At 66.2% G+C, this 25,070-nt stretch carries 25 protein-coding genes; 7 read left to right on the top strand and 18 right to left on the bottom strand.

What is annotated here, in order from left to right; genetic code table 11:
• Positions 1 to 43: 43 nt before the first annotated feature.
• Entirely contained in the window at positions 44 to 703 is a 660-nt protein-coding gene (gene smeT / locus QOL57_RS09780; protein ID WP_089236970.1) for an efflux transporter SmeDEF transcriptional repressor SmeT, read from the top strand.
• Between the two features lie 147 nt (positions 704 to 850).
• On the opposite strand, the gene QOL57_RS09785 is transcribed toward smeT, so the two are convergent.
• The gene (locus tag QOL57_RS09785) at positions 851 to 1,780 is read right to left on the bottom strand and encodes a LysR family transcriptional regulator (protein WP_089236972.1); all 930 of its coding nucleotides are present in this window, start codon (positions 1,778 to 1,780) and stop codon (positions 851 to 853) included.
• A 116-nt stretch (positions 1,781 to 1,896) separates the two neighbouring features.
• Between QOL57_RS09785 and QOL57_RS09790 the strand changes: the two genes are divergently transcribed.
• Positions 1,897 to 2,931 carry an alcohol dehydrogenase catalytic domain-containing protein gene (locus tag QOL57_RS09790; protein WP_176429835.1) on the top strand — a complete coding sequence of 345 codons (1,035 nt, stop codon included), beginning with the start codon at positions 1,897 to 1,899 and terminating at the stop codon, positions 2,929 to 2,931.
• Between the two features lie 139 nt (positions 2,932 to 3,070).
• Here the strand turns inward: QOL57_RS09790 and hslU are convergent, their stop codons facing one another.
• The 9 genes from hslU to QOL57_RS09835 all read right to left on the bottom strand — a co-directional run bounded on the left by hslU (position 3,071) and on the right by QOL57_RS09835 (position 10,889).
• Positions 3,071 to 4,450 (bottom strand): ATP-dependent protease ATPase subunit HslU, encoded by a 1,380-nt coding sequence (hslU, locus tag QOL57_RS09795; RefSeq protein WP_089236974.1) that lies wholly within the window; start codon positions 4,448 to 4,450, stop codon positions 3,071 to 3,073.
• Positions 4,451 to 4,526: 76 nt separating this feature from the next.
• Positions 4,527 to 5,078: an ATP-dependent protease subunit HslV gene (hslV, locus tag QOL57_RS09800; protein WP_025877284.1), complete on the bottom strand. Its 552-nt coding sequence runs from the start codon at positions 5,076 to 5,078 to the stop codon at positions 4,527 to 4,529.
• A 74-nt stretch (positions 5,079 to 5,152) separates the two neighbouring features.
• Positions 5,153 to 5,422 carry a DUF3079 domain-containing protein gene (locus QOL57_RS09805; RefSeq protein WP_244900667.1) on the bottom strand — a complete coding sequence of 90 codons (270 nt, stop codon included), beginning with the start codon at positions 5,420 to 5,422 and terminating at the stop codon, positions 5,153 to 5,155.
• 106 nt (positions 5,423 to 5,528) lie between these two features.
• Positions 5,529 to 6,422, bottom strand: a complete 894-nt coding sequence (gene xerC, locus QOL57_RS09810) for a tyrosine recombinase XerC (protein ID WP_089236976.1) — start codon at positions 6,420 to 6,422, stop codon at positions 5,529 to 5,531.
• Between the two features lie 16 nt (positions 6,423 to 6,438).
• Positions 6,439 to 7,113: a DUF484 family protein gene (locus tag QOL57_RS09815; RefSeq protein ID WP_025877290.1), complete on the bottom strand. Its 675-nt coding sequence runs from the start codon at positions 7,111 to 7,113 to the stop codon at positions 6,439 to 6,441.
• Complete coding sequence (gene dapF, locus QOL57_RS09820; RefSeq protein WP_089236978.1) at positions 7,110 to 7,961, bottom strand: diaminopimelate epimerase; 852 nt, start codon at positions 7,959 to 7,961, stop codon at positions 7,110 to 7,112. The genes QOL57_RS09815 and dapF overlap by 4 nt, the downstream gene beginning before the upstream one ends.
• Positions 7,954 to 8,193 (bottom strand): lipoprotein, encoded by a 240-nt coding sequence (locus QOL57_RS09825; RefSeq protein ID WP_089238116.1) that lies wholly within the window; start codon positions 8,191 to 8,193, stop codon positions 7,954 to 7,956. The genes dapF and QOL57_RS09825 overlap by 8 nt, the downstream gene beginning before the upstream one ends.
• Before the next feature lie 84 nt (positions 8,194 to 8,277).
• A complete protein-coding gene (locus QOL57_RS09830) occupies positions 8,278 to 8,700 on the bottom strand; it encodes a YbaN family protein (protein WP_089236979.1) in 423 nt (140 codons plus the stop codon).
• 56 nt (positions 8,701 to 8,756) lie between these two features.
• Positions 8,757 to 10,889 (bottom strand): S9 family peptidase, encoded by a 2,133-nt coding sequence (locus QOL57_RS09835; protein WP_089236981.1) that lies wholly within the window; start codon positions 10,887 to 10,889, stop codon positions 8,757 to 8,759.
• A gap of 223 nt (positions 10,890 to 11,112) precedes the next feature.
• Here QOL57_RS09835 and QOL57_RS09840 point away from each other — a divergent pair, with 223 nt between their 5' ends.
• A complete protein-coding gene (locus QOL57_RS09840) occupies positions 11,113 to 12,306 on the top strand; it encodes a pyridoxal phosphate-dependent aminotransferase (RefSeq protein ID WP_089236983.1) in 1,194 nt (397 codons plus the stop codon).
• A gap of 72 nt (positions 12,307 to 12,378) precedes the next feature.
• Here QOL57_RS09840 and QOL57_RS09845 read toward each other — a convergent pair whose 3' ends face one another.
• Both QOL57_RS09845 and QOL57_RS09850 read right to left on the bottom strand, forming a co-directional pair.
• Positions 12,379 to 14,475 carry a prolyl oligopeptidase family serine peptidase gene (locus QOL57_RS09845; RefSeq protein ID WP_089236985.1) on the bottom strand — a complete coding sequence of 699 codons (2,097 nt, stop codon included), beginning with the start codon at positions 14,473 to 14,475 and terminating at the stop codon, positions 12,379 to 12,381.
• A gap of 69 nt (positions 14,476 to 14,544) precedes the next feature.
• Entirely contained in the window at positions 14,545 to 14,862 is a 318-nt protein-coding gene (locus tag QOL57_RS09850; protein WP_089236986.1) for a hypothetical protein, read from the bottom strand.
• A 126-nt stretch (positions 14,863 to 14,988) separates the two neighbouring features.
• Here QOL57_RS09850 and QOL57_RS09855 point away from each other — a divergent pair, with 126 nt between their 5' ends.
• The gene (locus tag QOL57_RS09855) at positions 14,989 to 15,588 is read left to right on the top strand and encodes a lipocalin family protein (RefSeq protein ID WP_089236988.1); all 600 of its coding nucleotides are present in this window, start codon (positions 14,989 to 14,991) and stop codon (positions 15,586 to 15,588) included.
• A gap of 79 nt (positions 15,589 to 15,667) precedes the next feature.
• Here QOL57_RS09855 and QOL57_RS09860 read toward each other — a convergent pair whose 3' ends face one another.
• The 3 genes from QOL57_RS09860 to QOL57_RS09870 all read right to left on the bottom strand — a co-directional run bounded on the left by QOL57_RS09860 (position 15,668) and on the right by QOL57_RS09870 (position 18,437).
• Positions 15,668 to 16,357: a methionine ABC transporter permease gene (locus tag QOL57_RS09860; RefSeq protein ID WP_025877307.1), complete on the bottom strand. Its 690-nt coding sequence runs from the start codon at positions 16,355 to 16,357 to the stop codon at positions 15,668 to 15,670.
• A complete protein-coding gene (locus tag QOL57_RS09865; RefSeq protein WP_089236990.1) occupies positions 16,354 to 17,361 on the bottom strand; it encodes a methionine ABC transporter ATP-binding protein in 1,008 nt (335 codons plus the stop codon). The genes QOL57_RS09860 and QOL57_RS09865 overlap by 4 nt, the downstream gene beginning before the upstream one ends.
• A gap of 179 nt (positions 17,362 to 17,540) precedes the next feature.
• The gene (locus tag QOL57_RS09870; protein ID WP_089236991.1) at positions 17,541 to 18,437 is read right to left on the bottom strand and encodes a DMT family transporter; all 897 of its coding nucleotides are present in this window, start codon (positions 18,435 to 18,437) and stop codon (positions 17,541 to 17,543) included.
• 188 nt (positions 18,438 to 18,625) lie between these two features.
• Here QOL57_RS09870 and QOL57_RS09875 point away from each other — a divergent pair, with 188 nt between their 5' ends.
• Positions 18,626 to 19,108, top strand: coding sequence for a YajQ family cyclic di-GMP-binding protein (locus QOL57_RS09875; RefSeq protein ID WP_089236993.1), 483 nt, complete (start codon positions 18,626 to 18,628; stop codon positions 19,106 to 19,108).
• 38 nt (positions 19,109 to 19,146) lie between these two features.
• On the opposite strand, the gene QOL57_RS09880 is transcribed toward QOL57_RS09875, so the two are convergent.
• From QOL57_RS09880 to QOL57_RS09890, 3 genes are all read right to left on the bottom strand, one after another.
• The gene (locus QOL57_RS09880; RefSeq protein ID WP_244900670.1) at positions 19,147 to 20,238 is read right to left on the bottom strand and encodes a helix-turn-helix domain-containing protein; all 1,092 of its coding nucleotides are present in this window, start codon (positions 20,236 to 20,238) and stop codon (positions 19,147 to 19,149) included.
• Positions 20,239 to 20,660: 422 nt separating this feature from the next.
• A complete protein-coding gene (locus QOL57_RS09885; RefSeq protein WP_089236997.1) occupies positions 20,661 to 21,788 on the bottom strand; it encodes an NAD(P)-dependent alcohol dehydrogenase in 1,128 nt (375 codons plus the stop codon).
• A gap of 17 nt (positions 21,789 to 21,805) precedes the next feature.
• Complete coding sequence (locus QOL57_RS09890; protein ID WP_089236998.1) at positions 21,806 to 23,272, bottom strand: benzaldehyde dehydrogenase; 1,467 nt, start codon at positions 23,270 to 23,272, stop codon at positions 21,806 to 21,808.
• A gap of 195 nt (positions 23,273 to 23,467) precedes the next feature.
• Between QOL57_RS09890 and QOL57_RS09895 the strand changes: the two genes are divergently transcribed.
• Positions 23,468 to 24,034, top strand: a complete 567-nt coding sequence (locus QOL57_RS09895) for a DUF1415 domain-containing protein (protein WP_089237000.1) — start codon at positions 23,468 to 23,470, stop codon at positions 24,032 to 24,034.
• On the top strand, positions 24,031 to 24,834 hold the full coding sequence (locus QOL57_RS09900) for an SDR family oxidoreductase (protein ID WP_089237001.1): 804 nt from the start codon (positions 24,031 to 24,033) through the stop codon (positions 24,832 to 24,834). Before QOL57_RS09895 ends, QOL57_RS09900 begins: the two co-directional genes overlap by 4 nt.
• The last annotated feature ends 236 nt before the right edge of the window (positions 24,835 to 25,070 follow it).

The following is a 25,070-nucleotide window of genomic DNA, read 5'->3' on the forward strand; positions in this document are numbered from 1 at the left end:
GCGGTACAATTCAGCCACGTTTCACCTGCACTCGTACTCGCTCATGGCCCGCAAGACCAAAGAGGACACCCAGGCAACCCGCGAAGGCATCCTGGATGCCGCCGAAGCCTGTTTTCACGAACACGGCGTGGCCCGCACCACGCTGGAGATGATCGGTGCCCGCGCCGGCTACACCCGCGGCGCCGTGTACTGGCACTTCAAGAACAAGGGCGAGGTGCTGACCGCGATCGTCGAGCGGGTGCACCTGCCCTTCATGCAGGAACTGGAGCGCACCTCCACCGACCAGCGCGACACGCCGGTGCATGACCTGCGCGCGGTGATGATCCACTCGTTCATCGAGCTGTCCGAGGACGAGCGCCTGCGCAAGACCATGGAGATCATGCTGCGCAGCGATGCCTCCGCCGACACCAGGGTGCTGACCGAACTGCAGCAGAGCGGTTTCCGCGACGCCCTGGAGCGGATGGAACGTGCCCTGCGCCGTGCACAGGACCTGGGCCAGCTGCGCGACGGCGCCGACCCGAAGATCGCCGCGCGCATGCTGCACGCTACCGTGCTCGGCGTGCTGCACGGGGCGATGGTCGAGCCGGACCTGATGGACCTGAAGCGCGATGGGATGCTGGCGCTGGACATGACCCTGGCCGCCTACGTGAAGGAAGGCGTGTTCGTACCGGGTTCGGTGCCGGAGCCGCTGCCGGAAGCGTGAGCGCGTTGGACGCCGTCGCCATCGCGGCGTGATGTCGCGCGAGGGTCTGGGCGGCAAGCGCGCTCTGCGCATCTATCCGCCATGGTGCACGCAACCACGCCCTTCTTCTGAGGGCCGTTGCACTCCATCGCACAATGCGGCGGTTGCTCAACCGTCGCGCGCGCCCGGCCCCTTCTGATGAATCAACGCGATCAGTGCACGCAGTGCTGGCGGGACGTGGCGGTGCCCCGGGTAATAGAGCGAGAGTCCCGGAAATTCGGGGCACCAATCGTACAGAAGCCGTTCCAGCCGCCCATCGGCCAGTCCTTCAGCTGCGAGGTGTTCGGGAACGAAAGCGATGCCAATGCCATCGATGGCAGCATCAACCATCAGCGGTTGATCGCTCAGCGTGATCGGTCCATCAACATTGATCCGCTCGCTGACACCGCGCTTCTCGAACTCCCATCGATAGAGGGCACCGCTCTCGAACCGGAACCGGATGCAATCATGCTGATGCAGGTCCAGAGGCAGACGCGGACGCCCGCGTCGCTCCAGATAGGCCGGTGACGCCACAGCAGCAAAGCGCATCGGTGCGGTCACCGTCACTGCGACCATGTCCTTGGGCACCGCTTCGGTGAGCCGGATACCTGCATCAAATCCCTCCGACACGATATCGCCCAATCTCCCGTCGCTGACGATATCAAGGTGGACCTGCGGATACATGCGCAGAAACCGGGCGAGCACGGGCTGCAGCACCAACCGGATCGCGCCGTCGCTGGCGTTGATCCTGATCGTTCCGCGAGGAACCCCGAGATCATCGTCAACGGCCAGGATGGCCTCCTCGATCGACGCCATCGCCGGCCGCAGCTTCCCGGCCAGGCGTTCACCCGCATCGGTCAGGGACACGCTTCGCGTGGTGCGATTGAACAGGCGCGCATTCAATCGCTGTTCCAGGGCCTTGATCGTATGGCTGATCGCAGAAGGCGTGATGTTCAGCTCGGCTGCCGCAGCCCGGAAGCTGCGTTGCCCCGCGACCGCCAGGAATGCGCTCAGCGCAGTGAGATCCACGCCACCCGATTGCTGAAATTTCTTCATCATGGAATCAAAGACTGTCTCGATTGTCTTGATAGTAGCCCCGCTCTACGCTTCCAGCCACCACAACGTCCCCACGCCGCAGCGCGGCCAGACGTCCACCCCAGACAGGATTCAAGACGATGGACACGATGAAAGCTGTTGTGATGACTGGACCGGACAAGCCGTGGGAAGTCCACGACGTTCCTGTGCCCAGAACGGAGCCGGGCCAAGTACTGGTCAAGGTTCATGCCTCGGGCATGTGCTACACCGATGTCTGGGCGACGCAGGGCTACGGGGGGGATATCTACCCCCAGACACCAGGACATGAGGTTGTCGGGGAAATCGTAGAGATCGGCGCCGGCGTACACACGCGTCGGATCGGTGACCGGATAGGCACCACCTGGGTGCAATCGTCCTGCGGCCGCTGCCCCTATTGCCGCGAGAACCGTCCCTTGACCGGCCAGACCGCAATGAACTGCGTCTCGCCGCGCACAACCGGCTTTGCCGCACAGGGTGGCCATGCCCAGTACATCGCCGTCGCGGCGGAGGGTACGGTCCTGCTGCCCGACGGCCTTTCCTACGTGGATGCCGCGCCCATGATGTGCGCGGGCTATACGACGTGGAGTGGCCTGCGGGATGCCGCACCACAGCCGGGCGAGAAGATCGCGGTGCTCGGCATCGGCGGGCTGGGCCACGTTGCGCTGCAGCTGTCCAAAGCCTGCGGCTTTGAGACCATTGCAATTACCCACTCTGCGGACAAGCGCGCGTTGGCCATCCAGTTGGGTGCCGACCATGTGGTCGGTACGGGCAAGGAACTGAAAGAGATCGGCGGTGCCGACGTCCTGCTGGTGACAACGAATGATTTCAATTCGGCCGAAGAGGCCGTGAACGGACTGCGTATCGATGGCCGCATCGTCCTGTGCGGGCTGGATTTCAGCAGGCCGTTCTCGATCTCCTCCGAGGGCGTGCCATTCCACATGATGCGCCAGCGCATCATCGGCTCGACCCATGGCGGACAGCACTACCTTGGCGAAGTGCTGGACCTCGCAGCAAAAGGCAAAGTCAGGCCGCTGGTCGAAACATTCCGCCTCGACCAGGCTACAGAAGCCTATGACCGCCTTGCCTCTGGAAAGATGCGGTTCCGCGGCGTATTCACCCCGTGGGCCATCGCATGAGCATGGTCAGCACAGCCTGTGCGTTCCAACACGATCCCTGAAAGGAGCGTCGATTGCCGGACGCCGACCCTGGCGCCCGCAGGCTTCGCTCATGGCCCACGAAAAAGGCCGCCTTTCGGCGGCCTTTGCGCATTCCCGGTTACAGGATGTAACGGCTCAGGTCCGGATCCTGCACCAGCTCACCCAGGTGCGCATCGACATAGGCACTGTCGATGGCCAGGGTTTCACCATCGCGGTCCGGTGCCTCGTAGCTGAGCGAATCCAGCAGGCGCTCCAGCACCGTGTGCAGACGGCGCGCACCGATGTTCTCCTGGCGCTCGTTCACCTGGAACGCGATCTCGGCCAGGCGGTCGATGGCATCGGTGGTGAAGCTGACCTTGACGCCTTCGGTGGCCAGCAGCGCTTCGTACTGCTTTGTCAGCGCAGCCTTCGGTTCGGTCAGGATGCGCACGAAATCCGCCTTGCTCAGCGCACCCAGCTCCACGCGGATCGGGAAGCGGCCCTGCAGCTCGGGGATCAGGTCACTGGGCTTGGCCAGGTGGAACGCGCCCGATGCGATGAACAGGATATGGTCGGTCTTGATCGTGCCGTACTTGGTGGACACGTTGGAACCTTCCACCAGCGGCAGCAGATCGCGCTGCACGCCTTCGCGCGAGACATCACCGCCAGACGAGCCTGCATCACCCCGCTTGGCGACCTTGTCGATCTCGTCGATGAACACGATGCCGTGCTGCTCGCAGGCTTCGATCGCGGCGGTGCGGATATCGTCCTCGTTGACCAGCTTGCCGGCTTCTTCTTCCTGCAGCAGCGGACGCGCGGCCTTGATGGTCAGCGTGCGCTTGTGCGCCTTGGCGCCACCGCCGAGGTTGGCGAACATCGACTTCAGCTGCTGGCCCATTTCCTCCATGCCCGGCGGGGTCATGATGTCCATGCTGACGTTGGCGGTCAGGTCGAGCTCGATCTCGCGATCATCCAGCTCACCATTGCGCAGCATCTTGCGGAACTTGATGCGGGTCTCGTTGTCCTGCGCCGACGGTTCGTTGCGCGCTGCCTCCGGGTCGAAACCGATGCCACCGCTGCGGCGCGGCAGCAGCGCATCGAGGATGCGGTCTTCGGCGCGCTCTTCGGCCTGCGTGCGCACGCGCACCTTGGCCTGCTCGCGGTACAGCTTGACGGCGGTATCGGCCAGGTCGCGGATGATCTGCTCGACGTCCTTGCCGACGTAGCCGACTTCGGTGAAGCGGGTCGCTTCGACCTTGACGAACGGCGCGTTGGCCAGCGTGGCCAGGCGGCGCGCGATCTCGGTCTTGCCGACGCCGGTCGGGCCGATCATCAGGATGTTCTTGGGCATGACCTCGTTGCGCAGCTCGGGCTGCAGCTGCATGCGGCGCCAGCGGTTGCGCAGGGCGATGGCAACCGCGCGCTTGGCGTCATGCTGCCCGACGATGTGCCGGTCCAGTTCCTGCACGATCTCGCGCGGGGTCATGGTGGCGGAGGAAACTTCGATCTTGTGCGGCATGGGTGTGCTCACGAATTCGTTGTCGGTAGCGCCGGGCCATGCCCGGCGGATCGGGAATGCCTGTGACGGTTCCCCGTCACAGCTCCTCGACCACCACGTTGCGGTTGGTGTAGATGCAGATGTCGCCGGCGATGTTGATCGCTTCACTGGCGATGGTGCGTGCGTCCAGTTCGGTGTGCGCCATCAGCGCGCGTGCAGCGGACAGTGCATACGAACCACCGGAACCGATGGCGATGATGCCGTCCTCCGGCTCGATCACATCGCCGGTGCCGCTGATGATCAGCGAGGTTTCCTTGTCGGCCACCGCCAGCAGGGCTTCAAGCTTGCCGAGGCGACGCTCGGTGCGCCAATCCTTGGCCAGCTCCACCGCAGCACGCTGCAGCTGGCCGTGCTTTTCCAGCTTGGCCTCGAACAGCTCGAACAGGGTGAAGGCATCGGCGGCGGCACCGGCGAAGCCGGCCAGCACCTGGCCATCACGGCCGAGGCGGCGGACCTTGCGTGCGTTGCCCTTCATCACCGTGTGGCCGAGGGTGACCTGGCCGTCGCCGGCAATGGCCACGTGCTCGCCGCGACGAACGCAGACGATGGTGGTGGCGTGGAAAACGGTGGGATTCTGACTGGGGTCCATGCGGCCTCCGATAGCTGTTCACGGGACATGGGGACAGCCGCCGAAGCGATCAAGCCCGTGCCGATAGCTGCCGTTCAGCGCTTGGCATGCGATGGCCGGTCCGGATTGGGTTCAATGCCCCATGCCACGTACCAGTCTTCGCCCTGGGTTTCGATGGGGTGCTGGGTGCGGCCCGAACCGTTGCCACAGGCCAGTGCGTCGGCGGCGCAGTAACGGTCGCAGCCCCAGCAGATGCGCTCGGGGTGCTTGGGACGCAGCGGAATGGGCTTTGCCATGGTCGGCATCTCTTCGTGGCTGCGGCCACGATGCGCCAGCGACCACTGCCCTGCCCTGATCCAGATCAAGCAGCGGCCGTTCCGGTAGCGCCGGGCCATGCCCGGCGGCTGTGCGATCCCTGTGTCGTGCATGCGACGCAGTCCGCGCTGCGCGCTCGCCGGGCATGGCCCGGCGCTACCCCCCCTTGTCGGGCGGGTCTTTGCGGCGTTTCGCGCGCGGGTGCGCCGCATCGTAGACCTTGGCCAGATGCTGGAAATCCAGATGCGTGTAGATCTGCGTGGTGGCGATGTCGGCATGGCCGAGCAGTTCCTGCACACCGCGCAGGTCGCCGGAGGATTCCAGGATGTGGCTGGCGAAACTGTGCCGCAGCATGTGCGGGTGCACGTGCTTGAACAGGCCTTGGCGCTGCGCCAGCTGGCGGATGCGGATCTGCACCGCGCGCTGGCTGATCGGCCCGTTGCGGCCGGGAAAAACCGGTGTGGCGGCACCACCGCCGCTTTCGCTGCGCCAGGTCAGCAGCGCCTCGCGTGCCGGCTTTCCGAAGGGAACGCGACGTTGCCGGTTGCCCTTGCCCATCACGTTGACCAGGCCACTGGCGAAATCCAGATCGCGCCAGGTCAGCGCGCAGACTTCGCTCAAGCGCAGGCCGGAAGAATAGAACAGCTCCAGCAGCGCGCGGTCACGACGACCCAGCTCGCCTTCCGGTTCCAGTTCAACCAGCTGCACGGCTTCGTCGGCATCGAGTACCTGAGGCAATCGTCTCGGTGCGCGCGGCGCCTTCAGCGTGGCTGCCGGGCTGGCCTCGATACGGCCATGCTTGAGCAGCCAGGCGTAGAAGCTGCGGCAGGCCGACAGCCTGCGCTGCAGGCTCTTGGCCGACAGGCCACGGCGGTGTTCGTCGGCAACGAACTGGCGCACCGCGTCGGTATCCAGCGCCTCCACGGCCACGCCTCGGGGCTCGGCCCACACCGACAATGCGTCCAGGTCGCGGCGGTAGGCATCGAGCGTATGCGCCGACATCCGCCGCTCCACCTGCAGGTGCTGCAGGAACGCCTGCACCGCGCTCATCGTCGTCGTTTCCCGCTCAATCCGCGAAGCGCTTGAGCCCGGTCACCAGGGCCTCGCCCATCATCCGCAGGAACAGCGTGCCCATGCCGGGATAGAAACGGTTGGGATCATGGCTGCCCACCGCGATCAGGCCAACGCCCGGCAACGGCAGCAGCGCGGTGGTCTGCACTTCCTCGCTGCGCGCGCCGTACAGCACCGCGTTCTTGTCGCTGTGCAGGCGGCCGCAGATCGGCTCGCCATCCTTCAGGCAGTCGCGGAACGGGCCCAGCTGCGCATCATCGGCAGCCAGCACCTGCAGCCACTCGGCCTGCTCCAGCCCGGCTACCGGCGCATGCACCACCAGCCGCACCAGATCGCCGGCGAAATCTTCCTGCAGCGACGCCGCCATCGCGCGCAGCGTATCGGCGGCGTTGTCCTGCTTCATCAGGGCCAGGGTGAGCTGATGCGTGCGCACCGCCAGCCGCTCGTTGACCTGCGCGGTCGCGCCCAGGTCGGCCAACCGTCGCGCCAGCTCGCGGTTCTTCTCGCGCAGCACTTCCAGCTGGTAGCTGGCCAGCGATGCGGTCGGGCCGTCATCGCGTGGCACCACCAGGGTCAGCGCCAGGTCCGGGAACTGCTTGAGGAAGCCCGGATGACGCCGCAACCAGGCGGCGACTTCATGGGCACCGAGCTTGTCGACGGTCTCAGTCATGCGATCCACTCCCCTTCGAAGACGAATGCGGTCGGGCCCGCCATCACCACCGGCTGGCCATCGCCTGGCCACTGGATGCGCAGGTCGCCACCGGGCAGGCTGATGCGCGCATCGCGCTGCAGGCGGCCGCGATGCATCAGGGTCACGGCGGCGGCGCAGGCGCCACTGCCGCAGGCCAGGGTTTCACCCACGCCGCGCTCGAACACGCGCAGGCGCACATGTTCCGGGCTCATCACCTGCGCGAAGCCCACGTTCACCGACTTCGGGAACGAGGCATGCTGCTGCAGCAGTCCGCCTACGCGCTCAACCGGTGCAGCGTCGACCAGGCCCACTTCAATCACTGCGTGCGGATTGCCCATCGACACCGCCGCGAAGCGCACGGTCTCGCCCTGCAGTGGCAGCAGATATTCCTCGCGCGGGTGGGCGAAGCCGATCAGCGGCACCTGCGCCGGCTCGAACAGCGGCACGCCCATCGCCACCGCGTACTGGTCATCGCCGAGCACATCCACGGCGTGGCTGGCCAGCGGGCTGTCGATCACGAAGCGATCGCCCTGCGCACTACCTTCGCGTACCAGCCAGGCAGCGATGCAGCGCGCGCCGTTGCCGCACTGCTCGGAATTGGAACCATCGGCGTTCCAGATGCGGTATGAGGCGACCGAGCCTTCGGCGCGCGGCGGCTCGATGGTCAGGATCTGGTCGCAGCCGACGCCGGTATGGCGGTCGGCCAGGCGCGCGGCCAGTTCCGGGGTGGGCGGCGGAGTGCCATCGCGCAGGTCGATCACTACGAAATCGTTGCCCGCGCCGTGCATCTTGCTGAAGCGCAGGCCGTTGGAACCGGCCTTACTCATTCCCGTCGTCCACCTTCTTGACCGGGTCCGGGGTTACCGACGGACTGCCGTCACCGGTGCTCTGGGTGGCCGCGGGCGTGGTGTCGGCATCAGCGGCCGGCTCGACGGTTTCTTCCACCGGTACCGGCTTCTGCGGCAACACCAGCGGGCCCTTGTTGCCGCACGCGGCGAGGAACAGCAGCGAGGCCGCTGCCAGCGGAATCAGGATGACATTGCGATGGGGGATGTTCATGCCCCGAGTATAGCCATTGACGGCTGAGCGGTTGGTGCAGGGTGCCGCGCCACGCATCCGCCGGGCATGGCCCGGCGGCAGAGATCAATCGGCCGGTGGCAGCGGCCGGGTCCACAGCCAGATCGCCACCATGGTCATGCTGCCGATGGAGAACCACTTCACCCAGGCCACCGGCACGCACCACAGCATGATGCCGGCGCACACCGCCATGGTGATCGTGGCCATCCATTTGCCGTAGCGGCTGACCGCACCATGTGCCTGCCAGTTGGCGATGGCCGGGCCGAAGCGCGGGTGCTGCAGCAGCCAGCCGTGCAGGCGCTCGGAGCCGCGCGAAGCGGCCCAGGCCGAGATCAGGATGAATACGGTGGTGGGCAGCCCCGGCACGAAGATGCCAACGATGCCGGTGCCCAGGCTGGCATAGGCCAGCAGCCACCACGCCCAACGGAACCGCACCGGCCGGGTGGGCGCTGGCAGGTCCTTGCTGGCGGGCGGTTCGGGCAGGCTCATCGCGCAAGGATACCCAGCGCAGGTGGCGGCGGCGATATCACCGCCGCCACGATGCGTCATTCCGTCGCAGCGCCGGCAGCGGGCGTTTCGATGCCCAGCTGCTGCAGCACGAACGCATACGACTCGGACAGTTCGCGGTAACGCTGGAAGCGCCCGGACTTGCCACCGTGGCCGGCTTCCATGTTGGTGCGGAACAGGATCGGGAAGTGGCCGGTGTTGTCATCACGCAGCTTGGCCACCCACTTGGCCGGCTCCCAGTACTGCACCTGCGAATCCCACAGGCCGGTACCCACGAACAGCGACGGATAGGCCTGCTTTTTCACGTTGTCGTAGGGCGAGTAGGACAGCATGTACTCGTAGTACGGCTTCTGCTCGGGGTTGCCCCACTCGTCGTACTCGTTGGTGGTCAGCGGGATGGTCGGGTCGAGCATGGTGGTGACCACGTCCACGAACGGCACCTGCGCCACCAGCACGCGGTAGTCCTGTGGCGCCTGGTTGGCGATGGCGCCCATCAGCAGGCCACCGGCACTGCCACCAGACGCGGCGACACGATCCTTCGCCGCCCAGCCCTGTGCCACCAGGCCACGGGTGACGTCGATGAAGTCGTTGAAGGTGTTCTGCTTGTGCAGCAGCTTGCCGTTCTCGTACCAGTCGCGGCCCATTTCCTGGCCACCGCGGATGTGGGCGATGGCATACACCACGCCACGGTCGAGCAGGCTCACCGCAGTCTGGTTGAAGTACGGGTCCATCGACATGCCATAGCTGCCGTAGGCGTACTGGAACAGCGCGCCGGTGCCATCCTTCTGGTAGCCCTTGCGGTAGACCAGCGACACCGGCACCTTCACCCCGTCGCGCGCGGTGATCCACACCCGGTCGGTTTCGTACTTCGAGGCGTCATAGCCGATCACCGGCTGCTGCTTCAGCTGGCGACGCTCGCCGTTGGTGGTGTTCAGTTCGTACACCGTGGTCGGCGTGGTCATCGAGGTGTAGACATAGCGCAGCCACGTAGTGTCAGCCTCGGTGTTGTCGCCCAGGCCCATCGAATAGGCCGGTTCGTCAGCCTTCACGTAGTCGTTGCGACCGTCCTTGAACAGCAGGCGGATGCGCTCCAGGCCTTCGGAACGTTCGGCGATGGCGGTGTAGGTATCGAACAGTTCGAAGCCTTCGATGAACACTGCATCGTCATGGGCGATCCAGTCCTTCCACTGCGCACGCGAGGTGGCGTCGGTCGGTGCGGTCACCAGCTTGAAGTTCTTCGCACCATCGTTGGTGCGGATCACCCAGCGGCCATCGTAATGGTCGGCGTCGTACTCCACGTCACGCTGGCGCGGGGCGAGCACGGTGAACGTGGTCGGGTCGCTGGCCGGTGCGTAGCGCTCTTCGGAGGACACGGTGCTGTGCACGCCGATGGTGATGAAGCGATCGTCGCGGGTGCGGCCGATGCCCATGTAGAAGCTGTCGTCCTTTTCTTCGTAGACGACGGTGTCGGCGCTGGCCGGGGTGCCCAGCACGTGCTTCTTCACCCGCACGGTCAGCAGGGTTTCCGGATCGTTCTCGACATACAGCACGGTGCGGTTGTCGTCGGCCCAGACCAGGTCGCCGGAGGTACCGGTGATCGTGTCCGGCAGCACCGCACCGGTGCGCAGGTCCTTGAAGCGGATGACGTACTGGCGGCGACCCACGTCATCGTCGGCCCAGGCCAGCAGCTGATTGTCCTGGCTGACCTCCATCGAGCCGACGCTGAAATAGCCCTTGCCGGCAGCCATCGTGTTGACGTTGAGCAGGACTTCCTCCGGCGCGTCCATGCTGGCCTTGCGGCGGGCATGGATGGGATAGTCCTGACCGGTTTCGTAGCGGCTGTAGTACCAGTAGCCGCGCTCGCGCGCCGGCACACTGGCATCGTCCTGCTTGATGCGGCCGACGATCTCGCCGTACAGCGCATCCTCCAGCGGCTTCAGCGGTGCCAGCAGCTGGTCGGCATAGGCATTCTCGGCCTGCAGGTAGGCCAGCATGGCCTTGTCCTCGCGCTTGTCGTCGCGCAGCCAGTAATAGTCATCGTTGCGGGTCGCGCCGAACGGCGCCTTGACCACGTGCGGACGCTTCTCAACATCCGGCGGAACGGGCGGGGTGGCGGCGGTAGCGGTGCTGGTCATCAGGCTCGCAAGCAACAGGCAGAGAGTGGATTTCATGAAATAAGGCTCCAGGCGCTTCAATGCAATGGTCTTCGACGGGGTCAGATCCCTTTTCCCGAAAAGGGATCTGACCCCAATCGCGGCGAAGCGGCAACCCTGCGGATCGTCACGGTGCGCGCCGGTAGTGCCGGCCGCTGGCCGGCAACCGCAGCAGACTGTTCATCCCGAGGTTGCCGGCCAGCGGCCGGCACTACCTGGACCGGCGGCGTACCATGTGGGCATGAGTACCCTGCCCCACACGCCGGGCTACAGCCGGCGCAGCCACGAAATCGCTCCCTTCCATGTGATGTCCCTGCTGGCCCGCGCGCAGGCGCTGGAACAGGCCGGTCACGATGTGATCCATCTGGAGATCGGCGAACCGGACTTCACCACTGCCGAGCCGGTCGTGCGTGCCGGCCAGGCGGCGCTGGCCGCCGGCCACACCCGCTACACCGCCGCACGCGGGCTACCCGCCCTGCGCCAGGCGATCAGCGGCTTCTATCGCAGCCACTACGGCCTGGATATCGACCCCGAACGCATCCTGGTCACCCCGGGCGGCTCCGGCGCGCTGCTGCTGGCCAGCAGCCTGCTGGTCGACCCGGGCCGCCACTGGCTGCTGGCCGATCCCGGCTATCCGTGCAACCGCCACTTCCTGCGACTGGTGGAAGGTGGCGCGCAGCTGGTGCCGGTGGGACCCGAAACGGCCTATCAGCTGACCCCTTCGCTGGTGCAGCAGCACTGGAACGCCGACAGCGTCGGCGCGCTGGTGGCATCACCGGCAAATCCCACCGGCACCGTGCTGTCAGCCGATGAACTGGCGGCACTGTCGGCGTCGCTGCACGCGCGCGGCGGCCACCTGGTGGTCGACGAGATCTATCACGGCCTGACCTACGGCCTGGATGCAGCGAGCGTGCTGCAGGTCGATGACAGCGCGTTCGTGCTGAACAGCTTCTCCAAGTACTTCGGCATGACCGGCTGGCGACTGGGTTGGCTGGTGGCGCCACCGGCGGCGGTACCCGACCTGGAGAAGCTGGCGCAGAACCTGTACATCAGCGCCTCGAGCATCGCCCAGCATGCGGCCCTTGCCTGTTTCAGCGAAGAGGCGATGGCGATCTTCGAACAGCGCCGCCAGGCCTTCCAGCAGCGCCGCGACTTCCTGCTGCCGGCCCTGCGCGAACTGGGCTTCCGCATCGAAGTGGAGCCGCAGGGTGCGTTCTACCTGTACGCCGACGTCAGCGCGTTCACCGATGACGCGCAGGCGTTCTGTGCGCATTTCCTGGAGACCGAGCACGTGGCATTCACCCCGGGCCTGGATTTCGGTTTCCATCGATCGAACCAGCACGTGCGCCTGGCCTATACCCAGGAAGTGCCGCGGTTGCAGGACGCGGTGGACCGTATCGCGCGTGGGTTGAAAAGCTGGGGCGGGTCGCGCTGACGGCATTGCCGGCCAGCGGCCGGCACTACCCATGAAGAAAAACGCCGCCCGAGGGCGGCGTTTTTCATTTCATCATTTACCGCCCAACCGCTCCCACAGGAAGCTGTAGGCCAGTGCCGACATGTGCGCGGCCTGCGCGTTGTTGGCGGCACCGCCATGACCCCCTTCGATGTTCTCGTAGTAGGTCACGTCCTTGCCGGCATCGATCATCTTCGCGGCCATCTTGCGGGCGTGGCCCGGATGCACGCGGTCATCGCGGGTGGAGGTGGTGAACAGCACCGGCGGGTAGCTCTTCTTCGCGTCGAACAGGTGGTACGGCGAGAAGGTCTTGATGAACTCCCAGTCGCTGGTGTCCGGGTTGCCATACTCGGCCATCCACGACGCGCCGGCCAGCAGGTGGCTGTAGCGCTTCATGTCCAGCAGCGGAACCTGCACCACCACCGCACCGAACAGCTCCGGGTACTGGGTCAGCATGTTGCCGGTGAGCAGGCCACCGTTGCTGCCGCCCTGCACGCCCAGGTGCTTGGCAGACGTGATCTTGCGGGTGACCAGATCCTGGGCAACGGCGGCCATGTCTTCATAGGCCTTGTGACGGTTCTGCTTCAGCGCCGCCTGGTGCCAGCGCGGGCCGTACTCGCCACCGCCACGGATGTTGGCGACCACGTACACGCCGCCCTTCTCCAGCCAGGCGCGGCCCATGCCACCGGAATACGACGGGGTCAGCGAGATCTCGAAGCCACCGTAGCCGTACAGCAGGGTCGGGTTGGACCCATCGAGCTTCATCGCCTTGTCGTGCACCACGAAGTACGGCACGCGGGTGCCGTCCTTGCTGGTGGCGAAGTGCTGTTCGATGACCTTGCCGTCGGCATCGAAGAACGCCGGCATGGTCTTCAGCACTTCCGGCGCCTTGCCGATGTCGGCGATGGCCAGGGTGGTCGGGGTCAGGTAGTCGGTGGCGGTCAGCCACACTGCATCGCTGTCATTGCTGTCGACCGCACTGACGCCGAGGGTGCCGAAGGCCGGCGCGCCGACGAAGCCGCTCTTCTGCCAGCCCTTGGCGGTCGGGGTCAGCACCGACAGGCGGTTCTTGACGTCGTCCAGCACGTTCAGCACCAGGTGGTTCTTGGTCCACGAGGCACTGGCCAGCGAGGTGGTCGCGGTCGGGGTGAACAGCACCTCGAAGTCGCGCTTGCCGGCCAGGAAATCATCAAGCTTGGTCACCAGCAGTGCGCCGGAGGCGTAGGTCTTGCCACCCACGGTCCACGGATCGCGCAGTTCCAGGGTCAGCCACTGCTTGTGCAGGCCCTTCTCGGCCGAGTTCGGCGCATCGATCCTGGTCAACTTGCCATCGTCGCCGCGCAGGTAGATCTCGTTGTTGTAGAAGGCCAGCGTACGGCTGACCAGGTTGCGCTCGAAGCCCGGGGTGTCATCGTGCATCGCCGCGATGTACATGTCTTCCGGCTTGCCTTCATAGACCAGGCTGGCCGTGGACATCGGCGTGCCACGCTTCCACAGCTTGGCCACGCGCGGGTAACCGGAGGTGGTCATCGAGCCGGTACCGAAATCGGTGTAGACGAACACGGTGTCGCGGTCGATCCAGCTCAGGCCGCCCTTCGATTCGGGACGGAAGAAGCCGTCCTTGATCCAGCTCTTGCTGGCCAGGTCGAACTCGCGGGTGACATCGGCGTCGGCACCGCCGCGCGACAGCGCGATCAGGCAGCGGCTGTAGTCCGGACGCAGGCAGTCGGCGCCGTGCCAGACCCAGTTTTCATTCTCGGCCTTGTTCAGCGCATCCAGATCGAGCACGGTCTCCCAGGTCGGCGAGGCCTTGCGGTACTCGGCCAGGGTGGTGCGGCGCCACAGGCCGCGCTCGTGCTGCTTGTCCTTCCAGAAGTTGTAGTAGTAATCACCGATCTTCTGCACGCCGGGAATCTTGGCGTCCGAGTCGAGCACCTCGCGGATGCTGGTCTCCATCTGCTTGAAGGCCGGGGTCTGCGCCAGGCGCGCCTCGGACTTGGCGTTCTGTTCCTTGACCCAGGACAACGGCTTGTCGCCGGTGACGTCCTCCAGCCAGGCGTAACGGTCGGTGTCTTCAGCGGCCACGGCGGTACCCACCGAGGCAGCGGTCATCATGCCGGCCAGCAGGCAGGCGGAAGCGAATCGTGACATTGCAGCTCCAGGCAGTCATTAGCCGTGGAACGCTAGCATGGATCACCGGGGCCGCCCCCGTGTCGAAGGTCAGGCCGTGGCGGTGTGCGCCTTGCGCGTACGTGGCTGGGAGCGGCGCCGGGCCTGCCCCGTGTCGCGCCGCAACCAGCGCAGCGCTGCCCGCGTGGGCAACGGGCAGCGCAGCAAGGCCCACCAGGCCGCCAACGGCATGCCGACCAGCCACAGCGGCAACCAACCCAGCCAGACACTGCTGCCGCGCGCGGCCGGCCACACCAGCACCACGGCCAGCCCGGCCAAGGCGAGCTGCGGCACCACCCGCAGCAGGCGTGGATCGCTGCGTTCGCTGACGCGTTCAGCTGGAAGGTAGTGGCGGGGACGTGTGCGCATGCGGATTCTCCGGTGGTCGATGCAGGCCAGCTTGGCTGCGGGGCTTCTCACCGGCTGCGACACCATTGACGGATGGCGTGCACACAGTGACCATGCGCGGGCAAGCCCACTGGAGCCCGCTCCCGCATGACCTCGATCCGCCCGCTCTGCGCTGTGTTGCTGGCCCTGTCCCTGGGCGGTCCGGCAGTGGCTGCCAATTCCTCACCGCCGTCCCGCAACAGCGCCGCGGAAGCCTCTGCAGACGGGGCGATCGACCTGCAGCGCTTCATGGGGACCTGGTACGTGATCGGCCGCGTGCCGAACTTCATCGAACGCGGCCACGTCGCCAGCGTCAACCAATACGAGCTGCGCGAGGACCACAAGGTCGCCATCACCTATCGCTACCGCGATGGCTTCGGCGAGCCCCTGCAGGAAATCCGCGCGCGTGCCAGTGTCGATCCCGACAGTGGCAACCACGGCTGGCGCACCTGGTTCTACCGGGTCGTGCCGACCCATTCGCGGGTGCTGGAAGTGGCGCCGGATTATTCCTGGGCGCTGATCGGCTACCCGGGGCGCGAGATGGCCTGGATCTTCGCCCGCACGCCTGACATGGACAAGGCCCTGTACAAGGACCTGGCCGAACGCCTGCGCGACGAGTACGGGGTGAACACCGACAAGCTCAAGCGCGTGCCGCAGCACGCCGATCAGGTCGGCAAGCTGGGCTACGAAGTGCCGAACGTGCGTTGAGACGCCGCCGCCGGGCATGGCCCGGCGCTGCCGCGCGAACGTTCCGGTAGCGCCGGGCCATGCCCGGCGGAAGCCCCGGTTATCTGCGGCTGTAATGCGCGACCAGGCGGTCGCCCAGCATCTGCAGCAGCTGCACCAGCACCAGCAGCAGGACCACGGTGACCAGTGCCACGTCGGTATGCGAGCGCTGGTAGCCATCGCGGAACGCCAGGTCACCGAGGCCACCGGAACCGATCGCACCGCCCATCGCCGTGAAACCGATCAGGGCCACGGTGGTCACCGTCGCACCGGCAATCAGGCCCGGCCGTGCTTCGGGCAACAGCACCCGGGTGACCAGCTGCCAGGTGGTGGCGCCCATGGCCTGGGTCGCCTCGATCACCCCGCGATCCACTTCACGCAGCGCGGTTTCCACCAGGCGTGCATAGAACGGTGCAGCGCCGATGACCAGCGGCACGATCGCGCCACGCACACCCAGCGAGGTCCCCATCATGAACAGGGTCACCGGGATCAGCACGATCATCAGGATGATGAAGGGCACCGAGCGCAGCAGGTTCACCACCAGCGCGAGCACGCCGTAGGCGACCGGCCGGCGCTTCAGCTGTGGCGCACCGAACAGGTACAGCAGCACGCCCAGCGGCAGGCCGATGGCCAGGGTCAGTGGCAGCGAACCGGCCAGCATCAGCAGAGTGTCGATGGTGGCCTGGCCGATGTCGGCCCACTTGCCTGCATCCAGGTGGCGGAAGAAGCCGCCGGCAGTGGCGATGATCATCGACGCAGTTCCTCAACGTGCACGCCGGCAGCCACGAACGCGGCCTGCGCGGCGGACTGGTCACCGCCCACCAGGGCGACGATCAGCTGGCCATACGGGGTGTCCTTGATCCGGTCGATACGGCCGGAAAGGATGTTGTAGTCGACCCCGGTCTGCCGCGCGACGCTGCCGAGCAGGGGTTCGTAGGTGTCGGCACCGAGGAAGGTCAGACGTACGACACGGCCACCGACAGCGTCGAAATCGCGGTGCAATGTGCCCTCGTCCACCTGCTCCGATTCGCTGACGAAACGGCGGGTGGTCGGGTGCTGCGGATGCAGGAACACCTTGGTCACCGGGCCGGTCTCGACCAGCTGGCCGGCATCGAGCACAGCCACGCGGTCGCAGACGCGACGGATCACGTCCATCTCGTGGGTGATCAGCACGATGGTCAGGCCCAGTTCGCGGTTGATCTTCGACAGCAGCGCCAGCACCGAGGCGGTGGTCTGCGGATCGAGCGCGCTGGTGGCCTCATCGCACAGCAGGATCTGCGGGCGGGTGGCCAGTGCCCGGGCGATGCCCACACGCTGCTTCTGCCCGCCCGACAGCTGCGCCGGGTACTTGTCCGCATGCGCCTGCAGGCCGACGGTCTGCAGCAGTTCGGCCACGCGCGCATCGATCTCGGCCCTCGGCGTTCCGGCCAGTTCCAGTGGGAAGGCGACGTTGCCGGCCACCGTGCGCGAGGACAGCAGGTTGAAGTGCTGGAAGATCATGCCGATCCGGCGGCGCAGCGCGCGCAGGCCCTCCGGCTCCAGTGCCGTGACATCTTCACCGGCGATCAGCAGACGGCCACCGCTGGGCTCTTCCAGGCGGTTGATCATGCGGATCAGCGTCGATTTGCCCGCTCCGGAATGGCCGATGATGCCGAACACCTCACCGGCCTCGATGGTCAGGTCCAGCGGCTGCAGCGCGCTGACCGCGCGGCCGGCAACGGCATAGGATTTGTGCAGGCGCTGGAACTCGATCACGGGATCAGCTCACCGGGAGGGCGATGGAAGGGGGCGTGCAGCCTACCAGCGCCGGCGCTCGCGCGCCCGCGCCATGGGCCAGAATGTTATTCCTTTTGGTTCTAAGGAGCTCGCAACGGCGTATTGCCCGGGGTCAGAGCCCCTGCGGGGATCTGACCCCATTCCCCGGCCAAACCGGTTCAGGGATGGTCCAACGGTTTCGGCGGTTCCTGCCGGTTCACCCGTTCGCGGTGCAGCAGGTACAGGCCCGAGGCGACGATGATCGCCGCGCCCGCCCAGGTGTAGCCATCCGGCAGCTGCCCCCAGAACGCCAGGTCCCAGCCGATCACCCAGACCAGGCCGCTGTACTCCAGCGGCGCGATCATCGAGGCCTCACCCAGCTGGAAAGCCTTGGTCAGCGCGATCTGGCCCAGCGCTCCGGCCAGGCCCATGCCGGCGATCAACGGCGCATGCGCCATCTGCAGCGGCACCCAGCCCGGGATTGCCAGCAGTCCGGCGCCGATGGCCATGATGACCAGGAACCAGACCACCATCGACTGCGAGGTATCGGTGCGGGTCAGCAGGCTGACGGTGATCGCGGCGATGGCATAGGCGGTGGCAGCGGCCAGCACCATCAGGCCAGGCACCGAGATGAAACCGCCCACGCCCGGCCGCAGCACCACCAGCACACCGACCAGGCCGATACCGATGGCGACCCAGCGCCGCGGGCCGACCCGCTCGCCCAGCAGCGGCACCGACAAGGCAGCAATCAGCAGCGGCGCGACAAAATAGATGGTGTAGGCGGTGGACAGCGGCAGGTCGCGCAGGGCGAACACGAAGCAGCCGATCATCGCCATGCCCAGCCCGCCGCGCAGCAGGTGCAGGCCCCACCGACGCGGGATCAGCGAGCGTGGCCCGGCACTGGCCAGTACCCAGACCAGCACGAAGGGCAGCGACGCCACACCCCGCAGGAAAGTCACCTCCAGCGAGGGATAGCTGGCCGAGAGCTGCTTCATGCCAGCGTCCATCAGCGAGAAACAGGCGACAGCCGCGACCATCCAGGCCACGGCGCGCGAAGGGGAGCGTTGCAGGTTCATGGCCCATTATCGCCGAGCTCGCCGGATTGTAGAGCCGAGCCCATGCTCGGCTGCTCTTCACAACGCAGCCGAGCATGGGCTCGGCTCTACAGAAAAGCGACAGCCACGGCATGGGCCCGGCTACAGAAAGCGGGCACCCAGGCCCACGCGATAGAATGAGCACCACTGATTTCTGCGGAGTAACGCCCATGCCTTCCTTCGACGTTGTGTCCGAAGTCGACACCCACGAACTGACCAATGCACTCGACCAGGCCAACCGCGAGCTTGCCACCCGTTTCGACTTCAAGGGCGTGGACGCCAGGTTCGAGCGCGAGGGTGAAGTGATCACCCAGTCCGCGCCGAGCGAGTTCCAGCTCAAGCAGATGAACGACATCCTGCGCGCACGCCTGGCCGCCCGCAGCATCGACGTGCTCAGCCTGGAATATGGCGACGTGGAAACCAACCTGGCCCAAGCCCGGCAGAAGATCACCGTCAAGCAGGGCATCGAGCAGAAGATCGCCAAGAAGATCGCTGCGGCGCTGAAGGAAGCCAAGCTGAAGGTGGAAACCCAGATCAACGGCGACAAGCTGCGGGTGATGGGCAAGAAGCGCGACGACCTGCAGGACGCCATCGCCGTGCTGAAGGCCGGCAAGTTCGAACTGCCGCTGCAGTTCAACAATTTCCGCGATTGATCGAGGCCGGGGTGTAGCGCCGGCCTCGGTTGCCGGCCTCACTCGCGCAGCAATTTGTACAGCGTTGTCCGCGAGATTCCGAGTTGGCGTGCAGCGAGGCTGAGGTTGCCGTCGGCGGCACGTGCGGCACGCCGCGCTGCATCGCGCTGCTGGTCACGCAGTGGCGCCGCCTGCACAGGCGCCGCGGCCATAGCCGGCGAACGCGATCGTGCGGCGCGCGGTGCCTGCAGATGCTGCAGATGGACCGCACTGCCCTCGCCCAGCCGCACCCGATGCGCAGGACCGGGCTGCAGCAGTCGGCGTCGCTGTGCGGCGCTGGCGCCGGCAAACAGCTTGTCCAGCGAAAGCAGCGGCAGCGGCCCACGCCGTGGCAGTCCGAGCAGACGCCGGGCGACGCGGTTGGCGGCAAGCAACTGGCCGTCTTCCTGCACCGCCAACAGGCCCTGCAGCGGTGATGCCAGCCAGCGCGGATCATGTTGCACCGCCAGCAGGTGCACATCGCTGAGCGTGTGCATCAAGCGGTTCTCGATGGCCAGCGCTGCCTGCCGGAAATAGCCCTGCAGCAATGCCGGATCGCGTTCCCCCAGCCCGGTGATGTCGATCGCACCGCAGACCTGCCCCTGCAGATCATGCAGCGGCTCACTCAGGCAGAACACGGGGGCGAACCGCTGCAGATAGTGTTCGTTGCCGCGTACCAAGGCGGGCAGGTCGTCGGCCAGGCTGACCGCAGGCGCGGTGGTGCCGATCTCGGCCTCGCCCAGCCGCCGTCCCACCTGGATCGGCCGCAGCAGCGGCGCATCTTCCAGGCCATGGGCGCGATGTACGATCACCATGCCCTCGCGGTTGGCGCAGAACATCGTCCATCCCCGTGCACCGAACGCAGACCACAACTGCTCCAGCTCAGGCTGCACGCAACGCGCCAGGCGGCGGTCGTCGCCGGATTCCAGGTGGTGGCCGTTGCCCTGCAATGGCGGGTAATACGGCTCCTGGCCGGGGCGCACACCGGCCGCATGCGAGCGTTGCCAGGACTGCTGAAGGGGCAAGGGCAGCATCGCCAGCGACTGCATGTCGCCCTCGGCAAACGCGGCACGCGCCGCCACCAATTGCTGCTGCCCGACTGTCGTGGCCATCATGCACACAGCGTACACCCACACACGCCACGCCCGCGTTACGTCCCGACAACGGAGCGTTTCCGTTTCCGTCAGGCGTTCATCCACGCATGGCGTGGATCTACTTCCACGACGCGCCGTTCCGTGAAAGTGCGTTTCCGTCTCCGTCAGGCATTCATGTGTCGACCAAGGTCGACACCCACCAAGAGCAGCCCATGCCATTCCGACAGATCGCGGAGATCTGTCGAAGGCGGGGTGGGTCCGGTTGCGGGGGTGTCCGCGGCATGGATGCCGCGGCCAAGCTTACAGGGACGTACTTGCAGCATCCCCCGCAACCGGACCCACCCCGCCATCCCACGGAATACCCGCTTTTGACGTTGCCGTTGACGTTGCCGTTGACGTCGATTCGGCGGGTGCAGGGCGCAGCCCTGCAAACCCTCACCTCACGCCGCGATCCGCAGAATCGGCTTCAGGGTAATGCCCCGCGTACTGTCCTCGGCCGCCTGGTTGATCTGCTCCAGCGGATAGAACTTCACCAGCCTGTCGAACGGGAAGCGCCCCTGCTGGTACAGCGTCACCAGCTGCGGAATGAACACCTGCGGCACGCTGTCGCCCTCGACGATGCCGCGGATGCTGCGACCACCCAGCAGCAGATTGTTCACATCGAAACTGGCGGTGGTACCCAGCTTCGGCGCACCGACCACGCCCATCATGCCCAGCCCGGCCAAGGCTTCGATGCCGGCCGACAGCACCTCCGGACGACCGGTGGATTCCAGCGCGAAATCGGCGCCGCCGCCGGTGATCGCACGCACGGCCTCGATCACATCGGTCTCGCGGCTGTTGACCACGTGGGTGGCACCCAGCTCCATGGCCAGCTGCAACCGCGAGGGCACCACGTCGATGGCGATGATGGTGGTGGCGCCGGCGACCTTGGCCGCCATCACCGCGCTCAGGCCGACCGCTCCAGCACCATAGCTGGCGAAGCTGCTGCCCGATCGCACCTGCAGCGAGTTGAGTACCGCACCGGCACCGGTCTGGATGCCGCAGCCCAGCGGGCCGAGCAGCTCCAGCGGCGCATCGTCAGGTACCTTGATCGCGTTGATCTCGCGCGCCAACGCAAACGTGGCAAACGACGACTGTGCGAAGAAGTGATCGTGCAGCGGTTGGCCCTGTGCATCGGTGATGGCGGTATGGCCGTGGCCATCAACGCCACCGAAGTTCAGCGCGAAGAAATCGCGGCAATACGCACCATGTCCACCACGACAGGGATTGCAGTGGCCGCATTGACCGTAGGTCAGCACGACGTGGTCGCCGGCCTTCAGTTCACGCACGTTGGGGCCGACCGCCTCGACGATGCCAGCGCCCTCATGGCCCAGCACCGCCGGCAGCGGCACCGGATAATACTGGTCACGCACGATCAGGTCGGTATGGCACAGGCCGGTCGCCACGATCTTCACCAGTACCTCGTCGTCCTGCGGGCCGCGCAGGCGCGCCTGTTCGATGACAAAGGGCTGTTCCTTGCCGCGCACCACCGCGGCGGTGATGTCACGCGATCCACTGTTGCTGCTCATCGTTGCGTTCTCCTCGATCAGATGGGATAGGCCGGGGCTTCGCCCTTGACCGTCATCCATTGCCACTGGGTAAATTCCTCCACGTTGGCCGGGCCGCCGATGCTGGTGCCGTTGCCGGACGCTCCTATCCCGCCGAAGGGATTGATGACCTCATCGTTCACGGTCTGGTCGTTGATATGCAGCAGGCCGGTACGCAGGCGCTCGCCCAGCTTCAGCGCGCGGCCGACATTGCTGGAGACGATTGCCATCGACAGGCCGTATTCGCTTTCATTGGCCAGGCGCACGGCTTCGTCGTCGTCATCGAACGGCACCACCACCGCTACCGGTGCGAAGATTTCTTCGTTGAACGCCGGATTGTCCGCGCTGACGTTGCCGAGCACGGTCGGTGCGAAGAACAGGTCCTGGTAGGTGCCGCCGGTTTCGAGGGACGCACCGGCCTTCACTGCGTCGTCGACCACACGCGCCGCATGGTCGCGCTGCGCGGCATTGATCAGTGGCCCCAGCGCCACGTCCTCGCGTGCCGGGTCACCCACCTTCAGCGACTTCGCCTTGGCCACCAGCTTCTGCAGGAACGCCTGATGGATGCTTCGCTGTACCAGCACACGGCCGGTGGCCATGCAGATCTGGCCCTGGTGCAGGTACACGCCCCAAGCAGTGTTGGCCACGGCCAGGTCCAGATCGGCATCGTCAAGGATGATCAGCGCGTTCTTGCCGCCCAGCTCCAGTGACACTTTTTTCAGATGTTTGCCGGCGGCTTCGCCGACCTTGCGCCCGGCAGCAGTGGAACCGGTGAACTGGATCATCGCCACGTGCGGATCACTGGTCAGCGCGGCACCGGCGGCGCCGTCGCCGGGCAACATGTGCAGCACACCCTGCGGAAGACCGGCCTGCTCGAACAGGCGTGCGATCACCGCACCACCGCACACCGCCGTGCGCGGGTCGGGCTTGAGCACCACGGCATTGCCGAGAGCGATGGCCGGGGCCACCGCGCGCATCGCCAGGTACAGCGGGAAATTGAACGGTGAAATCACCCCCACCACGCCGAGGGGACGACGCCGCGCCAGATTCAGCCGCCCGGGCTCGGACGGCAGGATCTCACCCACGCTGCGTGAGGGCAGTGCGGCGGCCTCATGCAGCGCCTTGATGGTCACCTTGGCCTCGAAGCCGGCCTTCAGGCGGGTGGAGCCGCTTTCGCGGACCAGCCAGTCGACCAGCGTGTCGATGTTTTCCTCGGCCAGGCGCGCCGCCTTGCGCAGCACCTCGGCGCGCTGTTCGTACGGCGCCGCCGCCCATGCCTGTTGCGCCTGCGCCGCAGCGGCAGCCGAACGCGCGACCTGCGCCGCGTCGGCCAGGCCGATCTCACCAAGCGACTGCCCGGTGGCGGGCTCGGTCACCGGCTGGCGCTGCGCGGCAGCGCTCCATTGACCATCGAAGAAGGCGCCTGACCAGAGTGTGTCCGGCAGCCATGGGGAAGATGCAGTCATGTGAAGTCCTCCTGTGTCGTGCCGCCATTGCACGCCTGGCCCGCAGCGCCGGCAATCGGCCATTGGCGTGATATCGGCAAGGGATTGAATCGATGGGAATTTCCAGCATCGCCGTTGTCCAGTTCCTGCACAGTGAACGGCACCCCCGCACCGGCACGCCTACAATGGCCACCCACGCCAGCCGATGCGCCCGCCATGACCGACACCACCCTGCCCACCGATGACCCGATCGCCGCCACCCGCCTGTGGCTGGAGCGCATCGTCATCGGCCTGAACCTGTGCCCGTTCGCCAAGGCGGTGTACGTGAAGGACCAGGTCCGCATCGTGCTGAGCGACGCGACCACACCAGAAGCTTTGGTGGAAGAACTGGCCGAAGAACTGGTGCTGCTGCGCGACACACCGGCCGAGCAGATCGATACCACCCTGATCGTGCACCCGCAGGTGCTGACCGACTTCCTCGACTACAACGACTTCCTCGACAACGCCGATGCGGCGATCGAGGCGCTGGACCTGCAGGGCATCCTGCAGGTGGCCAGCTTCCATCCGGACTACCAGTTCGATGGTGTCGCCGCCGATGACGCCAGCAACTACACCAACCGCGCGCCCTACCCCACCCTGCACCTGTTGCGCGAAGACAGCGTGGAACGCGCGGTGGATGTCTACCCGGACCCGGACGTGATCGTCGAGCGCAACATCCAGACCCTGGACCGGATCGGTGTTGAGGGCTGGCACCGTCGCCTGCGCGGTGACGACCTGTCATGAGCACGGTGCCGCCGATTGCTGCCTGGCCGGTTGCGCCGCTGCACGACAGGGTCGTGCTGGTCACCGGTGGCGCCAACGGCATCGGCCGCGGCATCGCCCAGGCGGTGCTTGGGGCCGGCGGCCGCGTGCTGATCGGCGATCTGGATGTGGAAGCGGGCCAGGCCTGCCTCGCCGAATGGCAGCGCGGTGAGGATGCCGCGTTCCAGCGGCTGGACATCACCGACGAAACCAGTGTGCGCGACTTCATCGCGGTGGCCCTGCAACGCTTCGGCCGCATCGACGGGCTGGTCAACAATGCGGGCATCGCCGGGCCGCACGGCACCCTGCTGCAGGACATGGACTGGCAAGAATGGCAGCGCCGGCTTTCGTCGCTGCATGGTGCGTTCCTGTGCAGCAAGCATGCATTGCCGGCGCTGTCGGCCAGTAGCGCCGGCGCGATCATCAACATCGCCTCGACGCGCGCCTGGCAGTCCGAGCCACACAGCGAAGCCTACGCAGCGGCCAAGGGCGGGCTGGTGGCCTTCACCCATGCACTGGCAATCAGTGCCGGACCGGCGGTGCGGGTGAACAGCATCAGCCCCGGCTGGATCAGCACCGATGCCTGGCAGGCGCCGTCGCGGCGGCACGTGCCGCAGTATTCGGCCATCGACCATGCCCAGCATCCGGTGGGCCAGGTCGGGCAACCGGAGGATATCGGCGCGCTGGCGGTATACCTGCTGTCCTCAATGTCCAGCTTCAGCACCGGCCAGGATTTCATCGTCGACGGCGGCATGACCCGGAAGATGATCTACGCCGAATGATCCCGGGCCAGGACACACGGTAGATGCAAACCTTGGTTGGCATGGATCCCGTGCCAACCAAGGTTGGCACCTACCAAAGCAGCTCAGGATTTCATCGTCGACGGCGGCATGACCCGGAAGATGATCTACGCCGAATGATCCCGGGCCAGGACACACGGTAGATGCAAACCTTGGTTGGCATGGATCCTGTGCCAACCAAGGTTGGCACCTACCAGGGCATCAAGCATCGATTTCCA

Source organism: Stenotrophomonas sp. yr243, assembly GCF_900184195.1.
GTDB lineage: Bacteria > Pseudomonadota > Gammaproteobacteria > Xanthomonadales > Xanthomonadaceae > Stenotrophomonas > Stenotrophomonas lactitubi.

What these genes read in the sequence shown, in the direction of transcription:
- smeT (WP_089236970.1), top strand. Translation starts at nt 44, where the DNA reads ATGGCCCGCAAGACCAAAGAGGACACCCAGGCAACCCGCGAAGGCATC.
- QOL57_RS09785 (WP_089236972.1), bottom strand. Translation starts at nt 1,780, where the DNA reads ATGATGAAGAAATTTCAGCAATCGGGTGGCGTGGATCTCACTGCGCTG.
- QOL57_RS09790 (WP_176429835.1), top strand. Translation starts at nt 1,897, where the DNA reads ATGGACACGATGAAAGCTGTTGTGATGACTGGACCGGACAAGCCGTGG.
- hslU (WP_089236974.1), bottom strand. Translation starts at nt 4,450, where the DNA reads ATGCCGCACAAGATCGAAGTTTCCTCCGCCACCATGACCCCGCGCGAG.
- hslV (WP_025877284.1), bottom strand. Translation starts at nt 5,078, where the DNA reads ATGGACCCCAGTCAGAATCCCACCGTTTTCCACGCCACCACCATCGTC.
- xerC (WP_089236976.1), bottom strand. Translation starts at nt 6,422, where the DNA reads ATGAGCGCGGTGCAGGCGTTCCTGCAGCACCTGCAGGTGGAGCGGCGG.
- QOL57_RS09815 (WP_025877290.1), bottom strand. Translation starts at nt 7,113, where the DNA reads ATGACTGAGACCGTCGACAAGCTCGGTGCCCATGAAGTCGCCGCCTGG.
- dapF (WP_089236978.1), bottom strand. Translation starts at nt 7,961, where the DNA reads ATGAGTAAGGCCGGTTCCAACGGCCTGCGCTTCAGCAAGATGCACGGC.
- QOL57_RS09825 (WP_089238116.1), bottom strand. Translation starts at nt 8,193, where the DNA reads ATGAACATCCCCCATCGCAATGTCATCCTGATTCCGCTGGCAGCGGCC.
- QOL57_RS09830 (WP_089236979.1), bottom strand. Translation starts at nt 8,700, where the DNA reads ATGAGCCTGCCCGAACCGCCCGCCAGCAAGGACCTGCCAGCGCCCACC.
- QOL57_RS09835 (WP_089236981.1), bottom strand. Translation starts at nt 10,889, where the DNA reads ATGAAATCCACTCTCTGCCTGTTGCTTGCGAGCCTGATGACCAGCACC.
- QOL57_RS09840 (WP_089236983.1), top strand. Translation starts at nt 11,113, where the DNA reads ATGAGTACCCTGCCCCACACGCCGGGCTACAGCCGGCGCAGCCACGAA.
- QOL57_RS09845 (WP_089236985.1), bottom strand. Translation starts at nt 14,475, where the DNA reads ATGTCACGATTCGCTTCCGCCTGCCTGCTGGCCGGCATGATGACCGCT.
- QOL57_RS09850 (WP_089236986.1), bottom strand. Translation starts at nt 14,862, where the DNA reads ATGCGCACACGTCCCCGCCACTACCTTCCAGCTGAACGCGTCAGCGAA.
- QOL57_RS09855 (WP_089236988.1), top strand. Translation starts at nt 14,989, where the DNA reads ATGACCTCGATCCGCCCGCTCTGCGCTGTGTTGCTGGCCCTGTCCCTG.
- QOL57_RS09860 (WP_025877307.1), bottom strand. Translation starts at nt 16,357, where the DNA reads ATGATCATCGCCACTGCCGGCGGCTTCTTCCGCCACCTGGATGCAGGC.
- QOL57_RS09870 (WP_089236991.1), bottom strand. Translation starts at nt 18,437, where the DNA reads ATGAACCTGCAACGCTCCCCTTCGCGCGCCGTGGCCTGGATGGTCGCG.
- QOL57_RS09875 (WP_089236993.1), top strand. Translation starts at nt 18,626, where the DNA reads ATGCCTTCCTTCGACGTTGTGTCCGAAGTCGACACCCACGAACTGACC.
- QOL57_RS09880 (WP_244900670.1), bottom strand. Translation starts at nt 20,238, where the DNA reads ATGGCCACGACAGTCGGGCAGCAGCAATTGGTGGCGGCGCGTGCCGCG.
- QOL57_RS09885 (WP_089236997.1), bottom strand. Translation starts at nt 21,788, where the DNA reads ATGAGCAGCAACAGTGGATCGCGTGACATCACCGCCGCGGTGGTGCGC.
- QOL57_RS09890 (WP_089236998.1), bottom strand. Translation starts at nt 23,272, where the DNA reads ATGACTGCATCTTCCCCATGGCTGCCGGACACACTCTGGTCAGGCGCC.
- QOL57_RS09895 (WP_089237000.1), top strand. Translation starts at nt 23,468, where the DNA reads ATGACCGACACCACCCTGCCCACCGATGACCCGATCGCCGCCACCCGC.
- QOL57_RS09900 (WP_089237001.1), top strand. Translation starts at nt 24,031, where the DNA reads ATGAGCACGGTGCCGCCGATTGCTGCCTGGCCGGTTGCGCCGCTGCAC.